General features: G+C 72.9%; 19 protein-coding genes. 10 read left to right on the top strand and 9 right to left on the bottom strand.

Translation table 11 applies throughout. The annotated features are described in order from the left end of the window. Positions 1-63: 63 nt before the first annotated feature. Positions 64-1,104: an NAD(P)-dependent alcohol dehydrogenase gene (locus ABZ899_RS13945; RefSeq protein WP_361345187.1), complete on the bottom strand. Its 1,041-nt coding sequence runs from the start codon at positions 1,102-1,104 to the stop codon at positions 64-66. A 181-nt stretch (positions 1,105-1,285) separates the two neighbouring features. Between ABZ899_RS13945 and ABZ899_RS13940 the strand changes: the two genes are divergently transcribed. Next, the gene (locus ABZ899_RS13940) at positions 1,286-2,200 is read left to right on the top strand and encodes a helix-turn-helix transcriptional regulator (RefSeq protein ID WP_361345185.1); all 915 of its coding nucleotides are present in this window, start codon (positions 1,286-1,288) and stop codon (positions 2,198-2,200) included. 48 nt (positions 2,201-2,248) lie between these two features. Here the strand turns inward: ABZ899_RS13940 and ABZ899_RS13935 are convergent, their stop codons facing one another. After that, the gene (locus ABZ899_RS13935; RefSeq protein WP_361345252.1) at positions 2,249-3,127 is read right to left on the bottom strand and encodes a DUF5829 family protein; all 879 of its coding nucleotides are present in this window, start codon (positions 3,125-3,127) and stop codon (positions 2,249-2,251) included. Between the two features lie 126 nt (positions 3,128-3,253). Between ABZ899_RS13935 and ABZ899_RS13930 the strand changes: the two genes are divergently transcribed. The 3 genes from ABZ899_RS13930 to msrA all read left to right on the top strand — a co-directional run bounded on the left by ABZ899_RS13930 (position 3,254) and on the right by msrA (position 5,514). Further along, positions 3,254-3,661, top strand: coding sequence for a YciI family protein (locus ABZ899_RS13930; protein ID WP_361345183.1), 408 nt, complete (start codon positions 3,254-3,256; stop codon positions 3,659-3,661). Between the two features lie 20 nt (positions 3,662-3,681). Next, on the top strand, positions 3,682-4,830 hold the full coding sequence (locus tag ABZ899_RS13925) for a DUF6596 domain-containing protein (RefSeq protein WP_361345250.1): 1,149 nt from the start codon (positions 3,682-3,684) through the stop codon (positions 4,828-4,830). A 171-nt stretch (positions 4,831-5,001) separates the two neighbouring features. Further along, positions 5,002-5,514: a peptide-methionine (S)-S-oxide reductase MsrA gene (msrA, locus tag ABZ899_RS13920; RefSeq protein ID WP_361345181.1), complete on the top strand. Its 513-nt coding sequence runs from the start codon at positions 5,002-5,004 to the stop codon at positions 5,512-5,514. Positions 5,515-5,564: 50 nt separating this feature from the next. Here msrA and ABZ899_RS13915 read toward each other — a convergent pair whose 3' ends face one another. Beyond that, positions 5,565-6,683, bottom strand: a complete 1,119-nt coding sequence (locus ABZ899_RS13915) for a hypothetical protein (protein ID WP_361345179.1) — start codon at positions 6,681-6,683, stop codon at positions 5,565-5,567. A 153-nt stretch (positions 6,684-6,836) separates the two neighbouring features. Between ABZ899_RS13915 and ABZ899_RS13910 the strand changes: the two genes are divergently transcribed. Further along, the gene (locus ABZ899_RS13910; protein WP_361345177.1) at positions 6,837-7,994 is read left to right on the top strand and encodes a cystathionine gamma-synthase; all 1,158 of its coding nucleotides are present in this window, start codon (positions 6,837-6,839) and stop codon (positions 7,992-7,994) included. Positions 7,995-8,002: 8 nt separating this feature from the next. Here the strand turns inward: ABZ899_RS13910 and ABZ899_RS13905 are convergent, their stop codons facing one another. The 3 genes from ABZ899_RS13905 to ABZ899_RS13895 form a co-directional block, all read right to left on the bottom strand. Continuing rightward, on the bottom strand, positions 8,003-8,254 hold the full coding sequence (locus ABZ899_RS13905) for a hypothetical protein (protein ID WP_361345175.1): 252 nt from the start codon (positions 8,252-8,254) through the stop codon (positions 8,003-8,005). After that, positions 8,251-8,748, bottom strand: a complete 498-nt coding sequence (locus ABZ899_RS13900) for a sigma factor-like helix-turn-helix DNA-binding protein (protein WP_361345248.1) — start codon at positions 8,746-8,748, stop codon at positions 8,251-8,253. Before ABZ899_RS13900 ends, ABZ899_RS13905 begins: the two co-directional genes overlap by 4 nt. A 198-nt stretch (positions 8,749-8,946) precedes the next feature. Further along, positions 8,947-9,456 carry a MarR family transcriptional regulator gene (locus ABZ899_RS13895; protein WP_361345246.1) on the bottom strand — a complete coding sequence of 170 codons (510 nt, stop codon included), beginning with the start codon at positions 9,454-9,456 and terminating at the stop codon, positions 8,947-8,949. 163 nt (positions 9,457-9,619) lie between these two features. On the opposite strand from ABZ899_RS13895, the gene ilvA reads away from it, so the two are divergent. The 3 genes from ilvA (at position 9,620) to ABZ899_RS13880 (ending at position 12,809) form a co-directional block, all read left to right on the top strand. Then, complete coding sequence (gene ilvA / locus ABZ899_RS13890; protein WP_361345173.1) at positions 9,620-10,849, top strand: threonine ammonia-lyase; 1,230 nt, start codon at positions 9,620-9,622, stop codon at positions 10,847-10,849. A 182-nt stretch (positions 10,850-11,031) separates the two neighbouring features. Next, positions 11,032-12,012: an ATP-binding cassette domain-containing protein gene (locus ABZ899_RS13885; RefSeq protein WP_361345171.1), complete on the top strand. Its 981-nt coding sequence runs from the start codon at positions 11,032-11,034 to the stop codon at positions 12,010-12,012. Further along, positions 12,009-12,809, top strand: a complete 801-nt coding sequence (locus ABZ899_RS13880) for an ABC transporter permease (RefSeq protein ID WP_361345169.1) — start codon at positions 12,009-12,011, stop codon at positions 12,807-12,809. The genes ABZ899_RS13885 and ABZ899_RS13880 overlap by 4 nt, the downstream gene beginning before the upstream one ends. Before the next feature lie 92 nt (positions 12,810-12,901). On the opposite strand, the gene greA is transcribed toward ABZ899_RS13880, so the two are convergent. Together greA and ABZ899_RS13870 are read right to left on the bottom strand one after the other, a co-directional pair. Beyond that, positions 12,902-13,402 (bottom strand): transcription elongation factor GreA, encoded by a 501-nt coding sequence (gene greA / locus ABZ899_RS13875; protein ID WP_055621740.1) that lies wholly within the window; start codon positions 13,400-13,402, stop codon positions 12,902-12,904. 211 nt (positions 13,403-13,613) lie between these two features. Further along, positions 13,614-14,012, bottom strand: a complete 399-nt coding sequence (locus ABZ899_RS13870; protein ID WP_361345167.1) for a DUF4307 domain-containing protein — start codon at positions 14,010-14,012, stop codon at positions 13,614-13,616. Positions 14,013-14,159: 147 nt separating this feature from the next. On the opposite strand from ABZ899_RS13870, the gene mca reads away from it, so the two are divergent. Continuing rightward, positions 14,160-15,041, top strand: a complete 882-nt coding sequence (gene mca, locus ABZ899_RS13865; RefSeq protein WP_361345165.1) for a mycothiol conjugate amidase Mca — start codon at positions 14,160-14,162, stop codon at positions 15,039-15,041. Continuing rightward, entirely contained in the window at positions 15,034-15,297 is a 264-nt protein-coding gene (locus tag ABZ899_RS13860; RefSeq protein WP_361345163.1) for a hypothetical protein, read from the top strand. The genes mca and ABZ899_RS13860 overlap by 8 nt, the downstream gene beginning before the upstream one ends. A gap of 22 nt (positions 15,298-15,319) precedes the next feature. On the opposite strand, the gene ABZ899_RS13855 is transcribed toward ABZ899_RS13860, so the two are convergent. Next, on the bottom strand, positions 15,320-18,520 hold the full coding sequence (locus ABZ899_RS13855; RefSeq protein ID WP_361345162.1) for a tetratricopeptide repeat protein: 3,201 nt from the start codon (positions 18,518-18,520) through the stop codon (positions 15,320-15,322). Between the last annotated feature and the right edge of the window lie 58 nt (positions 18,521-18,578).

Raw genomic sequence — 18,578 nt, 5'->3', positions numbered from 1 at the left:
CGGCGACCGGAACGCCGGGGGCCCCGTGGCGCATCCGCCACGGGGCCCCCGGTCCGGTCCGGCTCAGATCGTCGCCGTGTCGATCACGAACCGGTACCGCACATCGCTGCCGAGCACCCGCTCGTACGCCTCGTTGATCTCGGCGGCGCCGATCAGCTCGATCTCCGCGCCGATGCCGTGCTCCGCGCAGAAGTCCAGCATCTCCTGGGTCTCGCGGATGCCGCCGATGCCGGAGCCCGCGAGCGTCTTGCGGCCGCCTATCACCGAGAACAGGTTCAGCGCGACGGGCTCCTCGGGGGCGCCGACGTTCACGAAGGCGCCGTCCGTCCGCAGCAGGGACAGGAACCGGTCCAGGTCCAGCGGCGCCGACACCGTGGACAGGATGAGGTCGAAGGTGCCGCGCAGCTCCTTGAAGGTGGCGTCGTCGCTGGTGGCGTAGTAGTGGTCCGCGCCCAGCCGCAGACCGTCGTCCTTCTTGCGCAGGGACTGCGACAGGACCGTCACCTCGGCGCCGAGCGCGTGCGCGATCTTCACGCCCATGTGGCCGAGGCCGCCCATGCCGAGGATCGCGACCTTCTTGCCGGGGCCGGCGTTCCAGTGGCGCAGCGGGGAGTACGTGGTGATGCCGGCGCACAGCAGGGGCGCGGCGACGTCCAGGGACAGGCCGTCGGGGATGCGGAGGACGAAGTTCTCGTCGACGACGATCTTCTCCGAGTAGCCGCCGTAGGTCGGCCGGCCGTCCCTGCCGATCGCGTTGTAGGTGCCGGTGTTGCCCTGGAGGCAGTACTGCTCCAGGCCCGCCGCGCAGTTCTCGCACGTACGGCAGGAGTCGACCAGGCAGCCGACCCCCACCCGGTCGCCCACCTGGAACGTCGTCACCTCGGAGCCGACCTCGGCGACGATGCCCGCGATCTCGTGGCCGGGCACCATCGGGAAGATCGCCTCGCCCCAGCCCTCCCGGGCCTGGTGGATGTCGGAGTGGCAGATGCCGGCGAACCTGATGTCGATCAGGACGTCGTGCGCGCCGACCTCGCGGCGCTCGATGGTGGTGCGCTCCAGCGGAGCCTTGGCGGCGGGGGCCGCGTACGCGGCGACGGTGGTCATGCCGGGGATCTCCTCGCGGGGGTCGGCGCGCCCGGTACCTCCTGGTGGTGCTGTGTCCGGGCACGGCGTCCAGCCTGCCCGGACACGCCGCGGCCACCCAGCCCCCGGGTGTACGTACGTCCGCCGGTCCTACCACCAGCGGGGTCAGCCTCCCGTGCGTAGGACCAGGAATACTCGAGGCATGGACGAGCAGCCCGTATCCGAGACAGGGTCCTCCGCCGGGGCGGGGCTGGATCCGCGCGCCGAGCTCAGCGAGTTCCTGCGCACCCGGCGGGCCCGGCTGAAGCCGCAGGACGTGGGGCTGCCGGACTTCGGGCGGCACCGCCGGGTGCCGGGGCTGCGGCGCGAGGAGCTGGCGCAGCTGGCCGGGGTGTCCGTGGCGTACTACACGCGCCTGGAACAGGGCAACGGACGCAACGTCTCCGCCGAGGTCCTCGACGCGATCGCGCGGGCGCTGCGGCTCAGCGACGCCGAGCACGCGCATCTCATGCACCTGGCCAAGCCGAAGCAGCACAAGAGGAAGCCGTCCGCCCGGACCGAGCAGGTGCGGCCGGCGCTGCGGCATCTGCTGGAGTCGATCGACGGCATCCCCGCGTACATCACGGGCCGCCGCTCGGACATCCTCGCCTGGAACCGTATGACCGCGGCCGTCTTCGGCGACTGGGGAGAGCTGCCGGCGCAGGAGCGGAACTGGGCCCGGATGGTGTTCCTGCGGCCCGACTACCGCGAGCTGTTCGTGGAGTGGGACGAGAAGGCGTCCGACATGGTGGGCTATCTGCGCATGGACGCCGGCCGCCACCCCGACGACCCGAGGCTGTCCGCGCTGGTCGGTGAACTGTCCGTCAAGAGCGCCGAGTTCCGGCGGCTGTGGGCCGTCCACGACGTCAAGGAGAAGACCTACGGCGTCAAACGCCTGCGGCACCCGCTCGTCGGTGAGCTGCGCCTGAACTACGACTCGTTCCGGCTGGCCGACGGCACCGAGCAGCATCTGACCACGTACTACGCGGAGCCCGGCTCCCCGTCCGCGGAGGGCCTGCGGCTGCTGGCGAGCTGGGGCGCGGACGCGACCAGGGCGGGCCGGGGCACGGCTCTGTGAGGTGGCCGGCGGGGCCGGTGACCACCGCCCCGCCGGGCCGTGCCCCGCTCAGTGGCCGAACGTCCACACGGCGCGGGCGCCGGGGCCCACGGTGAGGACCGAACGGCCGACGCGCTCCACGTGCCGGGACGCCACGGCGCCGTTCAGCGCGAACGTCACCTCCCGCAGGCCGGCCTCCTCGCGCGGCATCGCGTCGAACCGGATCGTGGTACCGCCGCCCCGCGCGACGATCCCGCCGCCCGGCGCCGGGTGGACGCGGAAGTCGCCGGCCCGCAGCAGCGGCACCGTGCTGTCGAGGTCGCGCCGGGTGACCGCCGACCGGATCGAGGTGACGTCCCGCATCAGGTGGTCGCGGTAGGCGTCGGGCAGATAGCGCTCCCGGCCCACGTCACCGGGGTACGCGGCCGGTTCGGTACTGCCGCGCGGGTCGGCGAAGTACTCCGGGCGGTACTCCATCCCCCAGGCGCCGAAGCCGTCGTACTCCGCGGTGGTGAGGACCGCGTCGAACCACGGCACCGGGACGCCGTCGCCGAAGTCCCGGGTCTGCCGGAACGCGATGGGGTCCGGGACACCCAGGCCCGGCAGCCGCCCGGCCGCGCGGGCCAGGTCGCCGGACCGCTCCGCGGAGACACCGAGGCCGCCCGCGCCCGGTTCGCCGTCCTGGCCGGGCAGGTCCCCCACGCCGAACAGTTCGAGATAGGTCTCGCGGCCCATCAGGTACCGGCCCGTCCGGACCTGACCGCCGGCGCCGGTGGTGGTGCGGACCTGGAAGTTCGCGAACTCCCGCAGATACGCGGAGTGTTCGATGGCGTCGGCGGTCTCCCGATCGAGCACGCCGTAGGCATGGTTGTAGGAGAGCAACTGCCCGTCGTGCCGGGGGCGCCGATCGGCGGGGACCCGGCCGTCCCGGCACGACCGGCGCGAAATCGCAGACACTTTCGAATGAAAAATTCCCCGAGAAAATTTCCACCGGGATGTCGAGAACCCGGGACGGGCTCCGTCCCCGGTGTGAACGCGACCACAATGGTTCGTGTCCGTACCGAGGAGACCGTCATGGCCAAGTACCTGCTTCTCAAGCACTACCGCGGCGCCCCCGACGCGGTGAACAACGTGCCGATGGACCGCTGGACCCCCGAGGAGATCTCCGCGCACATCCAGTACATGGAGGACTTCGCCGCGCGGCTGGAGAAGACCGGCGAGTTCGTCGACGGGCAGGCCCTCGCCCCCGAGGGCACCTGGGTCCGCTACGACGGGGAGGGGCGCCCGCCGGTCACCGACGGGCCGTTCGCGGAGACCAAGGACCTCATCGCCGGCTGGATGGTCATCGACGTCGACAGCCACGACCGCGCCGTCGAACTCGCCGGCGAGCTGTCCGCCGCCCCCGGCGCGGGCGGGAAGCCGATCCACGAGTGGCTGGAGCTCCGTCCCTTCCTGCACGCGGCGCCCACCATCACGGAGTGACCGCGCCGATGCCCCCGTCGCTGGACGAGGCCCTGCTCAGAAGCCTCACCCCGCGCGTCCTCGCCGTCCTCGTCCGCCGCGGAGCCGATTTCGCGGCGGCCGAGGACGCCGTGCAGGACGCGCTGGTCGAGGCCGTCCGGGTCTGGCCCGCCGACCCGCCGGAGGACCCCAAGGGGTGGCTGGTCACCGTGGCCTGGCGCAGGTTCCTCGACGCGGCCCGCGCCGACACCGCGCGTCGCCGGCGCCAGGACCGCGCCGACGGGGAACCGGCCCCCGGACCCGTGCCGTCCGCGGACGACACGCTCTGGCTGTACTTCCTGTGCGCCCACCCGTCGCTGACCCCGTCCTCCGCGGTCGCGCTCACCCTGCGCGCCGTCGGAGGGCTCACCACCCGCCAGATCGCCCAGGCCTACCTGGTCCCCGAGGCGACCATGGCGCAGCGCATCAGCCGGGCCAAGCGCACGGTGTCCGGCTTCCGGCTCGACCGGCCCGGCGACGTCGCCACCGTGCTGCGCGTCCTCTACCTCGTCTTCAACGAGGGCTACTCCGGCGACGTCGACCTCGCCGCCGAGGCCATCCGGCTCACCCGGCAGCTCGCGGCGGCCGTCGACCACCCCGAGGTCTCCGGGCTGCTCGCGCTGATGCTGCTGCACCACGCCCGGCGCGACGCCCGGACCGCTCCCGACGGCAGCCTGGTGCCGCTCGCCGAGCAGGACCGCTCCCGCTGGGACACCCGGTCGATCGCCGAGGGCATCGGCATCCTGCAGGCGGCCCTCGCCCGCGACCGGCTCGGCGAGTTCCAGGCCCAGGCCGCCGTCGCCGCGCTGCACGCCGACGCCCTCACCGCCGCGGAGACCGACTGGGTGCAGATCGTCGAGTGGTACGACGAACTGGTCCGCCTCACCGGCAGCCCCGTCGCCCGCCTGAACCGCGCGGTCGCGGTGGGAGAGGCCGACGGCCCGCGGGCCGGACTGGCCGCCCTCGCGGAACTCGACCCCGCCCTGCCCCGCCACACCGCCGTGGCCGCCCACCTCCACGAACGCGCCGGAGACCTCCCGACGGCGGCACGCCTGTACGCGGAGGCCGCCTTCAAGGCCCCGAACCTGGCGGAACGCGACCACCTGACCCGTCAGGCGGCCCGGCTCAACACCGCGGAGGACACCGCCTAGCCCCAGCCGAGGTGCCCCCGACCGTGCCGCGGACGCGGGCCCGGCGCCGATCAGGGATCGCCCGCGGAATCGCGGCGGCCCCCGGCGTGTTGTCGCTGGTGGGCATCGATGCCGGTGGACATGCCAGCCGAGAAGCCCGAGTGTGTGAAGCGACAAGGATGGAGGGCCGCAATGGCTGCGCAGACGCAGAGGGCCGTGCTGGCGGGCGGATGTTTCTGGGGGATGCAGGACCTGATCCGCCGGCTCCCCGGCGTGACGGCGACCCGGGTCGGATACACCGGGGGTGACGTGCCGAACGCGACCTACCGCAACCACGGCACGCACGCGGAGGCCATCGAGATCCTCTTCGACCCCGAGCGGACCGACTACCGGACGATCCTGGAGTTCTTCTTCCAGATCCACGACCCGAGCACGAAGAACCGCCAGGGCAACGACATCGGCCTCAGCTACCGCTCGGCGATCTACTACGTGGACGACGAGCAGAAGCGGATCGCCGAGGACACGATCGCGGACGTGGACGCCTCGGGCCTGTGGCCGGGCAAGGCCGTCACCGAGGTGGAGCCGGTCGGCCCCTTCTGGGAGGCCGAGCCGGAGCACCAGGACTACCTGGAGCGCTACCCCGACGGCTACACCTGCCACTTCCCCCGCCCGGGCTGGCGCCTGCCCGCCCGCGAGGCGAGCTGACCGCGAGCCTCACGGCCCCGCCGCGCGTGACGCGGCGGGGCCGCCGTGTGTCAGTGGGGCAGCGTCGCCGGGCTGCCGCCGTTCGCCTCGTAGCCCGCCACCGCCAGCGCCCGGTACACCGCGAACTCCGCCGCCGGGTCGGCCGACAGCGTCCACGGCAGGGCACCGACATGCCCGTCGACGTGCACCAGCTGGTCCATGGCCTCCGCCCAGCGCTCCCCGCGGACCAGGAAGAACACCAGCAGATGGCGGACATGCGCCAGCATCGGGTCGTCGGGCCGGGCTGCGCCCACCGCGTACAGCGCGCCGTGGATCGCCTTGGTGACGACCTCGCTCTGGTAGAAGCCGGCGACCAGGGTCACCTCGGGCAGGTGCTCGAAGACGGCGAAGAGCGGCATCGCGGCGAGCAGCGAGCCCCGGGGCGCGCGGGCGGCCGCCGCCTCCGCGAACTCGTACGCCAGCTGCCGCGAGCCGTGCCACTTCTCGCACCAGTAGTGCAGGGCGGCCAGATGCGCGCCCATGTGGGCCGGGGCGCGGTCCAGGATCTTCAGCCACAGCTGCTCGAACTCGGCGCGTGAGTACGCCAGCCCGCGCGCGACCGACAGCTCGACGATGTACGGGACCGGGTCGCCCGGGGCGAGGAGCGCGGCCTGGCCGCACGCGGCCTTCGCCTCCTCCATGATGATCCGGAACTCGTCCGTGCCCGGCGTCGCCGTACGCCACGCCTGCTGCACCAGGAACTCCGCCTGCACGGCCGCGCCGCCCGCGTCCTTCGGCTGCTCGGTGCGCCACACCCGCAGCCACTGCCCGCCCGGCGCCTCGCCGCCCCCGCCCGGCCGCCGCTGGAGCTCCAGCGCCGCCGCGCCCGCGAAGGCCTGCACCCGCTGCCAGCGGCGCTCCCCCTCGGCCTCGGTGCCGGCCAGCAGCTGCGCGGCCGCCCGGTAGTCCTGGGTGCGCTGCACCAGGTCGAGGACGTCCAGCAGGTCCTGGTCGGGACCGGGCATCCGGATGTCCAGCTCCTCCTGGCGGACGAAGCCGTAGTTCGCCGGGTCCGCGGCGTCCGGGTGGCCCGGCGAGACCTGCTCGATCATGCCCCTCCTGCGCCGCATGAACGGCACCAGCACGAAGCCGATCATGGCGGCGGCGATCAGGACCCAGAGAATCTCCATGCCTCAAGCGTTCCAGACGCCGCCGCCACTTGGCCAACGAGGTCGGCGACCTGTGGAAAAACGGTCCGGCGGACACGGCGTACGGGCGGCCTCGGGCCCGCCGCGTTCCGCCCGCACCGCATCCCGGGCCCGGGCGCACTACCCTCGGTTCCCATGAGCGACAGGCACATCAGTCAGCACTTCGAGACCCTCGCGATCCACGCGGGCAACACCGCCGATCCCCTGACCGGCGCGGTCGTCCCGCCGATCTACCAGGTCTCGACCTACAAGCAGGACGGCGTGGGCGGCCTGCGCGGCGGCTACGAGTACAGCCGCAGCGCCAACCCGACCCGCACGGCCCTCGAGGAGAACCTCGCCGCCCTGGAGGGCGGCCGCCGCGGCCTCGCGTTCGCGTCCGGACTGGCGGCCGAGGACTGCCTGTTGCGTACGCTGCTCAGCCCCGGCGACCACGTGGTCATCCCGAACGACGCCTACGGCGGCACGTTCCGCCTCTTCGCGAAGGTCGTCGCCCGCTGGGGCGTGGAGTGGTCGGTGGCCGACACCTCCGACCCGGCCGCCGTACGGGCCGCGATCACCCCGAAGACCAAGGTGATCTGGGTGGAGACCCCCTCCAACCCGCTGCTCGGCATCACCGACATCGCCGCCGTCGCCCAGGTGGCGCGGGACGCGGGCGCCCGGCTCGTCGTCGACAACACCTTCGCGACGCCGTACCTCCAGCAGCCGCTGTCCCTCGGCGCGGACGTCGTGGTGCACTCCCTGACCAAGTACATGGGCGGCCACTCCGACGTCGTCGGCGGCGCGCTGATCGCCGCCGACGCGGAGCTGGGCGAGGAGCTCGCGTTCCACCAGAACGCGATGGGCGCGGTCGCCGGTCCCTTCGACTCGTGGCTGGTGCTGCGCGGCGCCAAGACGCTGTCGGTGCGCATGGACCGGCACAGCGAGAACGCCACGAAGATCGCCGACATGCTCACCCGGCACCCGCGCGTGACGAGCGTCCTGTACCCGGGGCTGCCCGAGCACCCCGGCCACGAGGTCGCCGCCAAGCAGATGCGCGCCTTCGGCGGCATGATCTCCTTCCGCGTCGAGGGCGGCGAGCAGGCGGCCGTCGAGGTATGCAACCGTGCCCAGGTCTTCACGCTGGGCGAGTCCCTCGGCGGCGTCGAGTCCCTGATCGAGCACCCCGGCCGGATGACCCACGCCTCCGTGGCCGGCTCGGCCCTGGAGGTCCCGGCCGACCTGGTCCGCCTCTCCGTGGGCATCGAGAACGTCGACGACCTGGTCGAGGACCTCAAGCAGGCGCTCGAGCAGTAGGCGGCGTCTCACCAGCCGGTGAGCGGTGGAGTCGTCTGCGACGGCGGCTCCACCCACGGCTGGGCGGTGAGCGCCCACACCGTGAACGCCACCGCCGCGGCGCACAGCACCAGCCACATCAGCCGGACGGCCACCCGGTGGCGCCACAGCAGGCGCTCCCCGCGCCGCACGATCTCCGGGTACAGCTCCGGCGGCACCCGCGGGGGCGGCGCGGCCTCCATGATCCGCCGTGCGGCCGCCTCCCGCCGGACCCGGTTCACCGCGCCACCGCCTTCGCCCCGAGCACGGCGGGAGCGGCCTCGCGCGGCCGGTGCAGCAGGGTGGCGGTCGCCCGCGAGCAGATCACCTCGACGCGCTCCCTGGGCAGCCCCAGCAGCGCCGCCGTCTGCTCCTCGCCGACCCCCTCGTACAGCCGCAGCACCAGCACCAGGCGTTCCCTCGGGGAGAGCCGGGCGAGCGGGCTGTCCGGGTGCGGGCGGCTGCGGCCCAGCGCGCACGGACCGCCGTACCGGTGCCAGACCGAGCGCGCGAACCGGGTGGCCAGCTCCTGCCGCGCGACGCCGTAGGGGTCCTCGCCGCGCAGCCGGTCCCAGCACGCGTACGTGTGCGCGAGCGAAAGCGTCAGCAGGCGACACGCGCGCGGATTGTCGTCCCGCGACTCGCCGGTGAGCAGGGTCGCGGTGTGCAGCAGGCGTCCCGCCGCGCCCGCGACGAACGCCTCGAACTCGCGGCGGCGGCGGGCGTCGCCGAGCATGTGCCGTCGTCCCACCGCCCCTCCCGCCGGACCGCGTGCCGAGGACCGCCCCGCCGGCCGCGCGACACGTCTGCCGTGCGTCGGGAGGGCCCGGTCTCATGGGAAGCCAGCGGTGGCCCGGGGGTCAAGGGCCGGGAGCCGTCCTCCCGGCACACGCGGGTGCCCGCCCGCGCGCGAGGCCCCCTCCCAGGCTCCGGCTCAGGAGGCGCCGGGCGTCTCAGCGGCCGTGCCCACCGACTGGGGGGCCATCCGCGCCGACAGCGCGACGTTGAAGCGGGTGAGCAGCGAGCAGAACGCCTCGCGCTCCTCCGGCGCCCAGTCCTCCGTCAGTTCGGCCATCAACTGACGGCGCGACGCCCGCACTTCCTCCAGCCGGGACTGCCCGCGCGGGGAGAGCTGGAGCACGACCGCGCGCCCGTCCTCCGGGTGGGAGGTGCGCTTGACGAGACCCGTGTCGACCAGCGGGGCGACCTGCCGGGTGACCGTCGACGAGTCGATCCCCATGCTCGCCGCGAGCGCCTTGACGCCCATGGGGCCTTCCTTGTGCAGGCGGTTGAGCAGCAGGTACGCGGCGCGGTCCATGGAGTTGCGCACGTGGCCGACCCCACCGAGGCGGGTCTGTTCGGCACGGCGGGCGAACACCGCCACCTCGTGCTGCAGCGTGTCGAGGAGACCGCTGTCAGCGACGGTCGTCATGTCCGTCGACATGTCAGGTGTTGTGGGCATGGCCGGAGGCTCACTTCATGAAGGGGGTGCTGGGTTGGGGGACAGGGTACGCGGCCGGGACGCGGGGTGTACCGGCGCTGCGCAATCCCGTCTCGCTGCTTGGTCGCACCGCAAAGTAGCGGCTGTGAACTGCGAGACTTGGAACATGAACCACCGCACGTCCGACGCGCTGCCCCCGGTCACCCTCGACGACGTGCGCGGCGCCCAGAAGATGCTGAGCGGCGTGGCCCGGGTGACGGCGATGGAGGGCAGCAGGTACCTGTCGCAGCTGGTCGGCGCCCCGGTGCACCTCAAGTGCGAGAACCTCCAGCGGACCGGGTCGTTCAAGCTGCGCGGTGCCTATGTGCGGATCGCCGGGCTGCTCCCCGAGGAGCGGGCCGCGGGCGTCGTCGCCGCCAGCGCCGGCAACCACGCGCAGGGCGTCGCCCTCGCGTCCTCGCTGCTCGGGGTGCGGTCCACGGTGTTCATGCCCAAGGGCGCCCCGATGCCGAAGATCAGCGCCACCCGTGACTACGGCGCCGAGGTGCGCCTGCACGGCCAGGTGGTCGACGAGACGCTGGCCGCCGCCCAGGAGTACGCGGCCGAGACCGGCGCGGTGTTCATCCACCCCTTCGACCACGCGGACGTCATCGCCGGTCAGGGCACGGTCGGGCTGGAGATCCTGGAGCAGTGCCCGGAGGTGCGCACCGTCGTCGTCGGCATCGGCGGGGGAGGGCTCGCGGCCGGGATCGCGACGGCGCTGAAGACGCTCCGCCCGGACGTGCGGATCGTGGGCGTGCAGGCGGCGGGCGCGGCGGCCTACCCGCCCTCGCTGGCGGCGGGGCGTCCGATGCCGGTCGAGCACCCGGCGACGATGGCGGACGGCATCAGGGTGGGCCGGCCCGGCGACGTGCCGTTCCGGATCATCGGCGACCTGGTGGACGAGGTCCGCACGGTCACCGAGGACGAGCTGGCCGCCGCCCTGCTGCTGTGCCTGGAGCGGGCCAAGCTGGTCGTGGAGCCGGCCGGGGCGAGCCCGGTCGCCGCGCTGCTGAGCGACCCGGGCGCCTTCGAGGGCCCTGTCGTCGCCGTGCTCTCCGGCGGCAACGTCGACCCGGTGCTGCTCCAGCGCGTCCTGCGGCACGGCATGGCCGCGCAGGGCCGCTACCTGGCCGTACGACTGCGGCTGACGGACCGGCCGGGCGCGCTCGCCTCGCTTCTCGGGGCGTTGTCAGTGGTGGACGCTAACGTCCTCGACGTGAGCCATGTCCGGACCGATCCACGGCTCGGGCTCACGGAGGCGGAGGTCGAGCTGCACCTGGAGACCAAGGGGCGCGAGCACTGCGCCGAGGTCGGCGAGGCGCTGCGCGCGGCGGGCTACACCGTCATCGGCTGAGCCGGCCGACGCGGCCCGGGCACCGGCCGAACGCTCCTGGGACCCTTGTGTCACTCGTTCGGGAAACCCATTGAGAGACGCGATACATCGCGTTATGGTGTGTCCCGAAATTCCGCTCTCGAGCGGCATGAGAAGTGCAAACCTAGGCTTTCCGAACTTTCCCCGACGACGTGGAGATCCATATGCCAGGCGCCATCTACGCCGAAGGCCTGGTGAAGACCTTCGGTGACGTAAGGGCTCTGGACGGCGTCGACCTCGATGTCCGCGAGGGCACGGTCCTCGGTCTGCTCGGGCCGAACGGCGCGGGCAAGACGACGACCGTGCGCTGCCTGACGACCCTGCTGCGCCCCGACAGCGGCAAGGCGGTCGTCGCGGGACTCGACGTCCTGCGGCAGCCCGACGCCGTACGCCGCTCCATCGGCCTGTCCGGCCAGTTCGCGGCGGTCGACGAATACCTGACCGGCCGGGAGAACCTCCAGATGGTCGGCCAGCTCTACCAGATGAAGGCGAAGCCGGCGAAGGACCGCGCGACCGAGCTGCTGGAGCAGTTCGACCTCGCCGACGCCGCCGACCGGCCCGCCAAGACCTACTCGGGCGGCATGCGCCGCCGGCTCGACCTCGCGGCGGCCCTGGTGGTCTCCCCGCCCGTGATGTTCATGGACGAGCCGACGACCGGCCTCGACCCGCGCAACCGCCAGCTGCTCTGGGAGGTCATCAAGCGCCTGGTCTCCGGCGGCACGACGCTGCTGCTGACCACGCAGTACCTGGAGGAGGCCGACCACCTCGCGCACGAGATCGCCGTCGTCGACCACGGCCGGGTGATCGCCAAGGGCACCTCCGACCAGCTCAAGGCCCGCACGGGCGGCGAGCGCGTCGAGGTCGTCGTCCACGAGCGCGAGGACATACAGCCCGCGTCCGAGGTGCTGCGCGGCTTCGGCAAGGGCGAGACCACCGTCGAGGACCACATGCGCAAGCTCACCGTGCCGGTGACCGGCGGAGCCAAGCTCCTCGCCGAGGTCATCCGCGAGCTCGACGCCCGGGGCATCGAGATCGACGACATCGGCCTGCGCCGCCCCACACTCGACGACGTCTTCCTGTCCCTGACCGGACATGTCGCCGAGGCCAAGAGCGAGGAGAACGGCAAGGAGGAGACGGCCAAGTGAGCGCCATCAACGATTCCGCGGTCATCGCCCGCAGAAACCTGATCCGCATGGCCCGGATCCCCGAGATGCTCATCTTCGGGCTCATCCAGCCGATCATGTTCGTGGTGCTGTTCACCTATGTGTTCGGCGGCTCGATCCAGGTCGGCTCGTCCAGCTCCACCCAGGCCTATCGCGAGTTCCTGATGGCCGGCATCTTCGCCCAGACCGTCACCTTCGCCACGGCGGGCGCGGGCGCCGGTATCGCGGACGACATGCACAAGGGCCTGATCGACCGCTTCCGCTCCCTGCCCATGGCCCGCGGCGCAGTCCTGACCGGGCGCACCCTCGCCGACCTCGTGCAGACCGCGCTCACCCTCGTCGTCCTCGCGGTCGTCGCCGTGATCGTCGGCTGGCGCACCCACGAGAACGCGGGGAAGGTCCTCGCCGGCTTCGCGCTGCTCCTGCTCCTCGGGTACGCCTTCTCCTGGATCGGCGCGCTCATCGGCCTGTCCGTGCGCACCCCTGAGGCGGCGACCTCGGGCGGTCTGATCTGGCTGTTCCCGCTGACGTTCATCTCGAACGCCTTCGTGGACGCCAACCAGATGCCCACCTTCCTGCGGCACATCGCGGAATGGAACCCGTTCAGCGCCACGGTCCAGGCCTGCCGTGAGCTGTTCGGGAACCTGCCGCCGGGCTTCAAGGCACCTGACGCGTGGCCCATGCAGCACCCCGTGTGGGCGTCGCTGATCTGGTCGGTTTTGATCATCGCCTTGTTCCGCACCCTGGCCGTCCGCAAGTACCGCTCCGCGACGGCCTGACCGACACGGGGCAGCGCCCCGGACACACGGACACGACGAAGCCCCCGGTGCCGAGCGGCGCCGGGGGCTCTCGTGAAGGTGAAGGGGTCGGGTCAGCCGCTGTAGGGCTCGGCCTTCAGGATCCGCACCGAGGCCTTCTTGCCGTTGGGCAGCTCGTACTCCGCGTCCTCACCGACCTTGTGGCCGATCACGCCGGAGCCCAGCGGCGACTGCGGCGAGTACGTCTCGATGTCCGAGCTCGCGTACTCGCGGGAGGCCAGCAGGAAGGTCATCGTGTCGTCCTCGTCGCCGTCGAAGGCGATCGTCACGACCATCCCGGGCGCCACCGCGCCGTCCGCCGACGCCGGGGCCTCACCGACCTTGGCGTTCTCCAGGAGCTGGGTCAGCTGGCGCACGCGGAGCTCCTGCTTGCCCTGCTCCTCCTTGGCCGCGTGGTACCCGCCGTTCTCCCGCAGGTCCCCCTCCTCGCGCGCCGCCGCGATCTTGGCTGCGATCTCCGTGCGCGCAGGACCAGACAGGTACTCCAGCTCGGCCTTGAGCTGGTTGTACGCCTCCTGGGTCAGCCAGGTGACGTTCTCGCTGGTCTGGGTCACAGGTGCTCCTCGTCGGTACTGGGAATACAAAGCATCGCCCTACCCAAGAAGACTGTTCCTTCACGGAAGGGCGAAACCACGAGCCTAACAATTGGATGCCCGAAGGGGGAGGACATAAGCCACCAGATTTACATCGCCGCAGGTCAAAGGCGAGGTATTCCGGACGAATCTGGTCAGTGTCGAGCGTCTTCGCCCCGGTGTGCCGGCGCCCTCAGTCGGCGTGGCAGCCGAGCAGCTCGGCCGTCGTCCCCCGGGCCGTCGTCCGCAGTGTGACGACCTTGTCGATCCGGGTGTCGTCCCCGTCGAACCGGAAGTCCGCCCGGCCCACCTCGGCGCCGCTCCGCGCCTGCGACCGCAGGGTGCAGTAGCCGGAGGCCCCGGCGTCCTTGCGGACCTCCAGATGCACGTCCACCGCGTCCTTGCGGACGTCGAACTCGATCACCTCGGCGCTGATCTCGTTCTGACCGACGTAGTGATAGCCGAAGTACCCGACCAGCGCCAGCAGCAGCACCCCGAGCACCCCGCCGACGACCTTGAGCGTGCGGTCCGCGCGCGCGTCCGAGGAACGGCCGTAACGGCCCTCGGGCGGTCGCGTGCCCACCGTACTCATGATCGTCCTCCCGGCCGGAGCGGAACGGATGTCCCGAAACAGGGCCTCCGGGCCGTACCCCGGAATTATCCGCCCCCCGATTCGGTCACTATAGAAGCCGCCGATCGCACCGGGGCACGCCGGGGCGCCGACTACGAGGATTGAGTCTTGACTGACCAGCTGCGACTGATGGCCGTCCACGCCCACCCCGACGACGAGTCGAGCAAGGGCGCGGCGACCATGGCGAAGTACGTGTCCGAGGGGGTGGACGTGCTGGTCGTGACCTGCACGGGCGGGGAGCGCGGCTCCATCCTCAATCCGAAGCTCCAGGGCGACAAGTACGTCGAGGAGCACATCCACGAGGTGCGCAAGAAGGAGATGGACGAGGCCCGCCAGATCCTCGGCGTGAAGCAGGAGTGGCTCGGCTTCGTCGACTCCGGCCTGCCCGAGGGCGACCCGCTGCCCCCGCTCCCCGAGGGCTGCTTCGCCCTGGAGGACGTCGACAAGGCGGCCGGCGAGCTGGTGAGGCAGATCCGCTCGTTCCGCCCGCAGGTGATCACCACCTACGACGAGAACGGCGGCTACCCGCACCCCGACCACATCATGACCCACAAGATCTCGATGGTCGCCTTCGAGGGCGCGGCGGACGCCGAGAAGTACCCGGAAGCCGAGTTCGGCCCGGCGTACCAGCCGCAGAAGCTCTACTACAACCAGGGCTTCAACCGCCCCCGCACCGAGGCCCTGCACCGCGCCATGCTCGACCGCGGCCTGGAGTCGCCGTACGGGGACTGGCTCAAGCGCTGGGACGAGTTCGAGCGGGTCGAGCGCACGCTCACCACGCACGTCCCGTGCGCGGACTTCTTCGAGATCCGCGACAAGGCGCTGATCGCCCACGCCACCCAGATCGACCCCGACGGCGGCTGGTTCCGCGTCCCGCTCGACCTCCAGAAGGAGGTCTGGCCGACCGAGGAGTACGAGCTGGCGAAGTCCCTCGTCGCCACCTCCCTCCCCGAGGACGACCTCTTCGCGGGCATCCGGGACAATGCCTGACATGACCGCAAGCGCAAGCCTGGCAATGACCCACCTCGCCACCCTCGCCAAGGAGGTGGACGAGGACAAGGTCACCCCCGGCGTCCTCGGTTTCATCGTCTTCGCCGTGATGGCCCTGGCGGTGTGGGCGCTGATGAAGTCGATGAACCGGCACATGAGCCGGGTCGAGTTCACGGAGGCCCCCGACCCGAAGGCCGAGGCCACCGCCGACGCCACCGGGGCGACCACGGGCGCCGACGGGCGCAAGCAGGACTGACGGCGCCGCGCCGACGGCCCCGTCAGCGCGGGGCCGCCGACGTGACGCCCATGACCTCCCGCGCATGGCGGTTCGGCACCATGCCGAGCCGCCATGCCTGCCACCCCGCCTCCAGCTCCACGCCCCGCTCCAGCAGCAGCCGGTACGCCTCCAGACACTCCGCAAGCCTGCCGTCCCGCAGCGGATGCCCCGACCGCGCCAGCTGCGCCAGCTCCTCCAGCGCCACCGCCGTACCCACCTCCACCCCGCCCGGAGCCGCGTACGGCAGCAGCGTGCAGCGCAGGAAACGCGCCCAGTCCCCACCGCGCAGATCCCCGTAGGACGCGAACAGCGTCACCGCCTCGTCGCACAGCGCCAGCGCCTGCCGCGTGCGGGCGTTCCCGCCGTCCACCACCGCCAGCTCCAGGCACGTCCACGCCTCCCCGTGCGCCACACCGATGCGCTGGAAGTCGGCGCGCGCGTCCACCAGGAGCTGCCGCGCGAAGCCGGAGTTGCGCAGCGACCCCGTCTGCACCGCCCGCTGGTCACGCGTCACCCGCGCCGAATGGTGCCGGGCACACGCCAGGCCGTACACGTCCCGCATCCGGGAGAACATCGTCCGCGACCGCTCCAGCTCCCGCACCGCCGGATCCAGGACCCCGCTCTCCTCCAGCGCCTGCCCCAGGTAGTACACCGACCACGCCTCACCCCGCGCGTCCTCGTTGTCCCGGTGCCGGGCCGCCGCCCGCCGCAGCCCCTCCACCGCCGGCTCCGGATCACCGGCCACCAGCCGCGCCCGCGCCAACTGCGTCAGCGCCCACGCCTCGCCCCGCGCGTCCCGCGTCCGCCCGTACAGCTCCAGAGCCGCCCGCAGACCCGCCTCCGCCGCCGGCGTGTCCCCCATCCGCAGCTCCAGCTGGCCCAGCTGGAAGTGCGCCCACGCCTCCCCGTGCAGGGACTCGCCCGCGCGGTGCAGCGCCAACGACTCCGTCAGCAGCTCCCGGGACTCCACGACCCGGCCCCGGTCCCGCTCCACGGCCGCCAGTGCGTGCATCGTCCACGCCCGGTCCGTCGCCAGCGCCGGCGCCGCCTGCAGATCCAGCGCCTCCCGCAGCCGCGCCGCCGCCTCCGTCAGATCGCCCTGGTGGTGCAGTGTGATCCCCAGCGAACACAGCGCACGCGCCGCCCCCGCGTCGTGATGCGCCTCCCGGTACAGATCCACCACCGACGCCAGCGTCGCCCGCGCCTTGTCCAGCTCACCCAGCTGCCGGGCCGCGATCCCCGTGCGCCACCGCACCGACCGCACCAGCAGCCCCTGGTCCACGGCCTGCGCCAGCTCACTGATCTCGCCCAGGCGGTAGAGGTCGCCGCGCAGCAGGCAGTAGTCGCACAGCGCGCCCAGGAGACTGACCACCGGCCCCTGGTCCACCCCCTCCGCGTGCCGCAGCGCCGCCGTGATGAAGCTCGACTCGTCGTCCAGCCAGCGCAGCGCCTCGTCCGGCGACGCGAAGCCGTGCGGGCTGAACCGGTCCGAGCGGGTCGACACATTGCCGTCGACCAGCCGCAGCACCGAGTCCGCCAGCTCGGCGTAGCTCGTGATCAGCCGCTCCTGCGCCGCCGTACGCTCCGCCGGCTCCTCCTCGTCGAGGAGACGGGCGTGGGCGAACGCCCGCACCACGTCGTGCAGCCGGTAGCGGTCGCCGCGCACATGGTCGATCAGACCGGCGTCCGCCAGGCCCGCCAGCAGCCGGCCCGCCTCCGCCCGGTCCGTGGCCAGCAGCGCCGCCGCGGCGGCCGCCCCCAGCGAGGCACGGCCCGCCAGCGCCAGCCTGCGCAGCAGCCGCCGGCCCGTCTCGCCCTGGTCGGTGTAGCGCAGCCACAGCACCCGCTCACCCGGCTCCACCGGCCCGTACGCCCCCAGATCGGCCGCCAGCGCGCGCGGCGATCTCGGACCCAGGGACGACCCCGCGATCCGCAGGGCCAGCGGCAGCCCGCCGCACAGCTCACGGATCCGGTCCGCCGCCCGCGCGTCGTACGGCCCCGAGGCGTCCCGCGCGACCGCCGTCAGCAGCTCCTCCGACCCCGCCGCGTCCAGCGGCCCCACCGGCAGCCGGTGCACCCGCGCCGCCGACCCCGCCGGCAGCTCCAGCGGCTCCCGGGCCGTCACCAGCACCAGACTGTCGGACCGCTCCGGCACCAGCGCGGCGACCTGCTCGGCGTCGCGCGCGTCGTCCAGGATCACCGCCACCGGCACCCCCGCCAGATGCCGGTGGTACAGCTCGCTCAGCCGCTTGACCTGCTGAACGGCCGACGCGCGCTCCCGGAACAGCAACTGCTCGCGCGGAGCGCCCAGCCGGTTCAGCAGATGCAGCAGCGCCTCCCTGGTCGTCAGCGGCGGCTCCTCCGGGCTGTCCCCGCGCAGATCCACCACGCACGCGCCCCGGAACTGGTCCTTCAGATCGTGCGCCGCCCGGACCGCCAGCGCCGTACGGCCACTGCCCGGCGGCCCGTGCAGCACGACCACCGTCGGCCGGGTCTCCGTGCTCGCCCGCCCCGCCTGCACCCACTGCCGGACCCGGGCCAGCTCCCGCCGCCGGCCCGCGAACGGCTCCACGGGATCCGGCAGCTGCCCGAACGACTGCTCCAGCACACCGCGGCCCCGCGCCGCCGCGCTCTTGTCCGCCCCCTTCAGCCGCGGCCCCGCCGCCACCGGCCCGGTCGCCGCGCTCAGCACCCGCTGCTGGTCCAGGAACGGACGGATGCCCCGCACCTCCAGCGCCGTCAGCCACTGCAACCGCAACTGCTCGGGACCGCCCGGCTGCCCCGCCGCCCCGGCCCGGTGGTGCGCCGCGGGCAGATGGGCACCCGCCACCTTCACCACCGCCGCCGCCGCGCCGACCACCCCCACCGTCACGCCCGCCCCGAGCGCGGTGCCCGCCCCGGTGCCCAGCGCGAGGTCGCAGACCGTGGCGGCGAGGGCCGCGACCCCGGCCACCATCAGCGGCGTCCGCCCGCCCTCCCGCGCGGACCGCCCGCCGAACGTGAGCCGCCCGGCCTCCGCCTCGTCCAGCGCCCGCGTGTACGCCTCGTACTCCTCGGCCGCCGTCCGCGCCAGCGCGTCCAGCGACGTGCGGGCCCGCTCCGACAGCACCTGCCTGTCCACCCGCCCGCCCGAACGCCGGACCTCCTCCTCCACGGCCCGGTCCAGCAGCCGCTCCGCCTCTGCCCGGTGGCTGTCCCGCATGGCATGTCCCCCTCCGGCGGCAACTCCAGCGCCTACGAGTGTGCTTCGGGACGGACGC

The sequence above is a fragment of the Streptomyces sp. NPDC046859 genome, from assembly GCF_040645135.1.
Taxonomy (GTDB): Bacteria; Actinomycetota; Actinomycetes; order Streptomycetales; family Streptomycetaceae; genus Streptomyces.
This window is presented reverse-complemented; position numbering and strand designations above follow the sequence as displayed.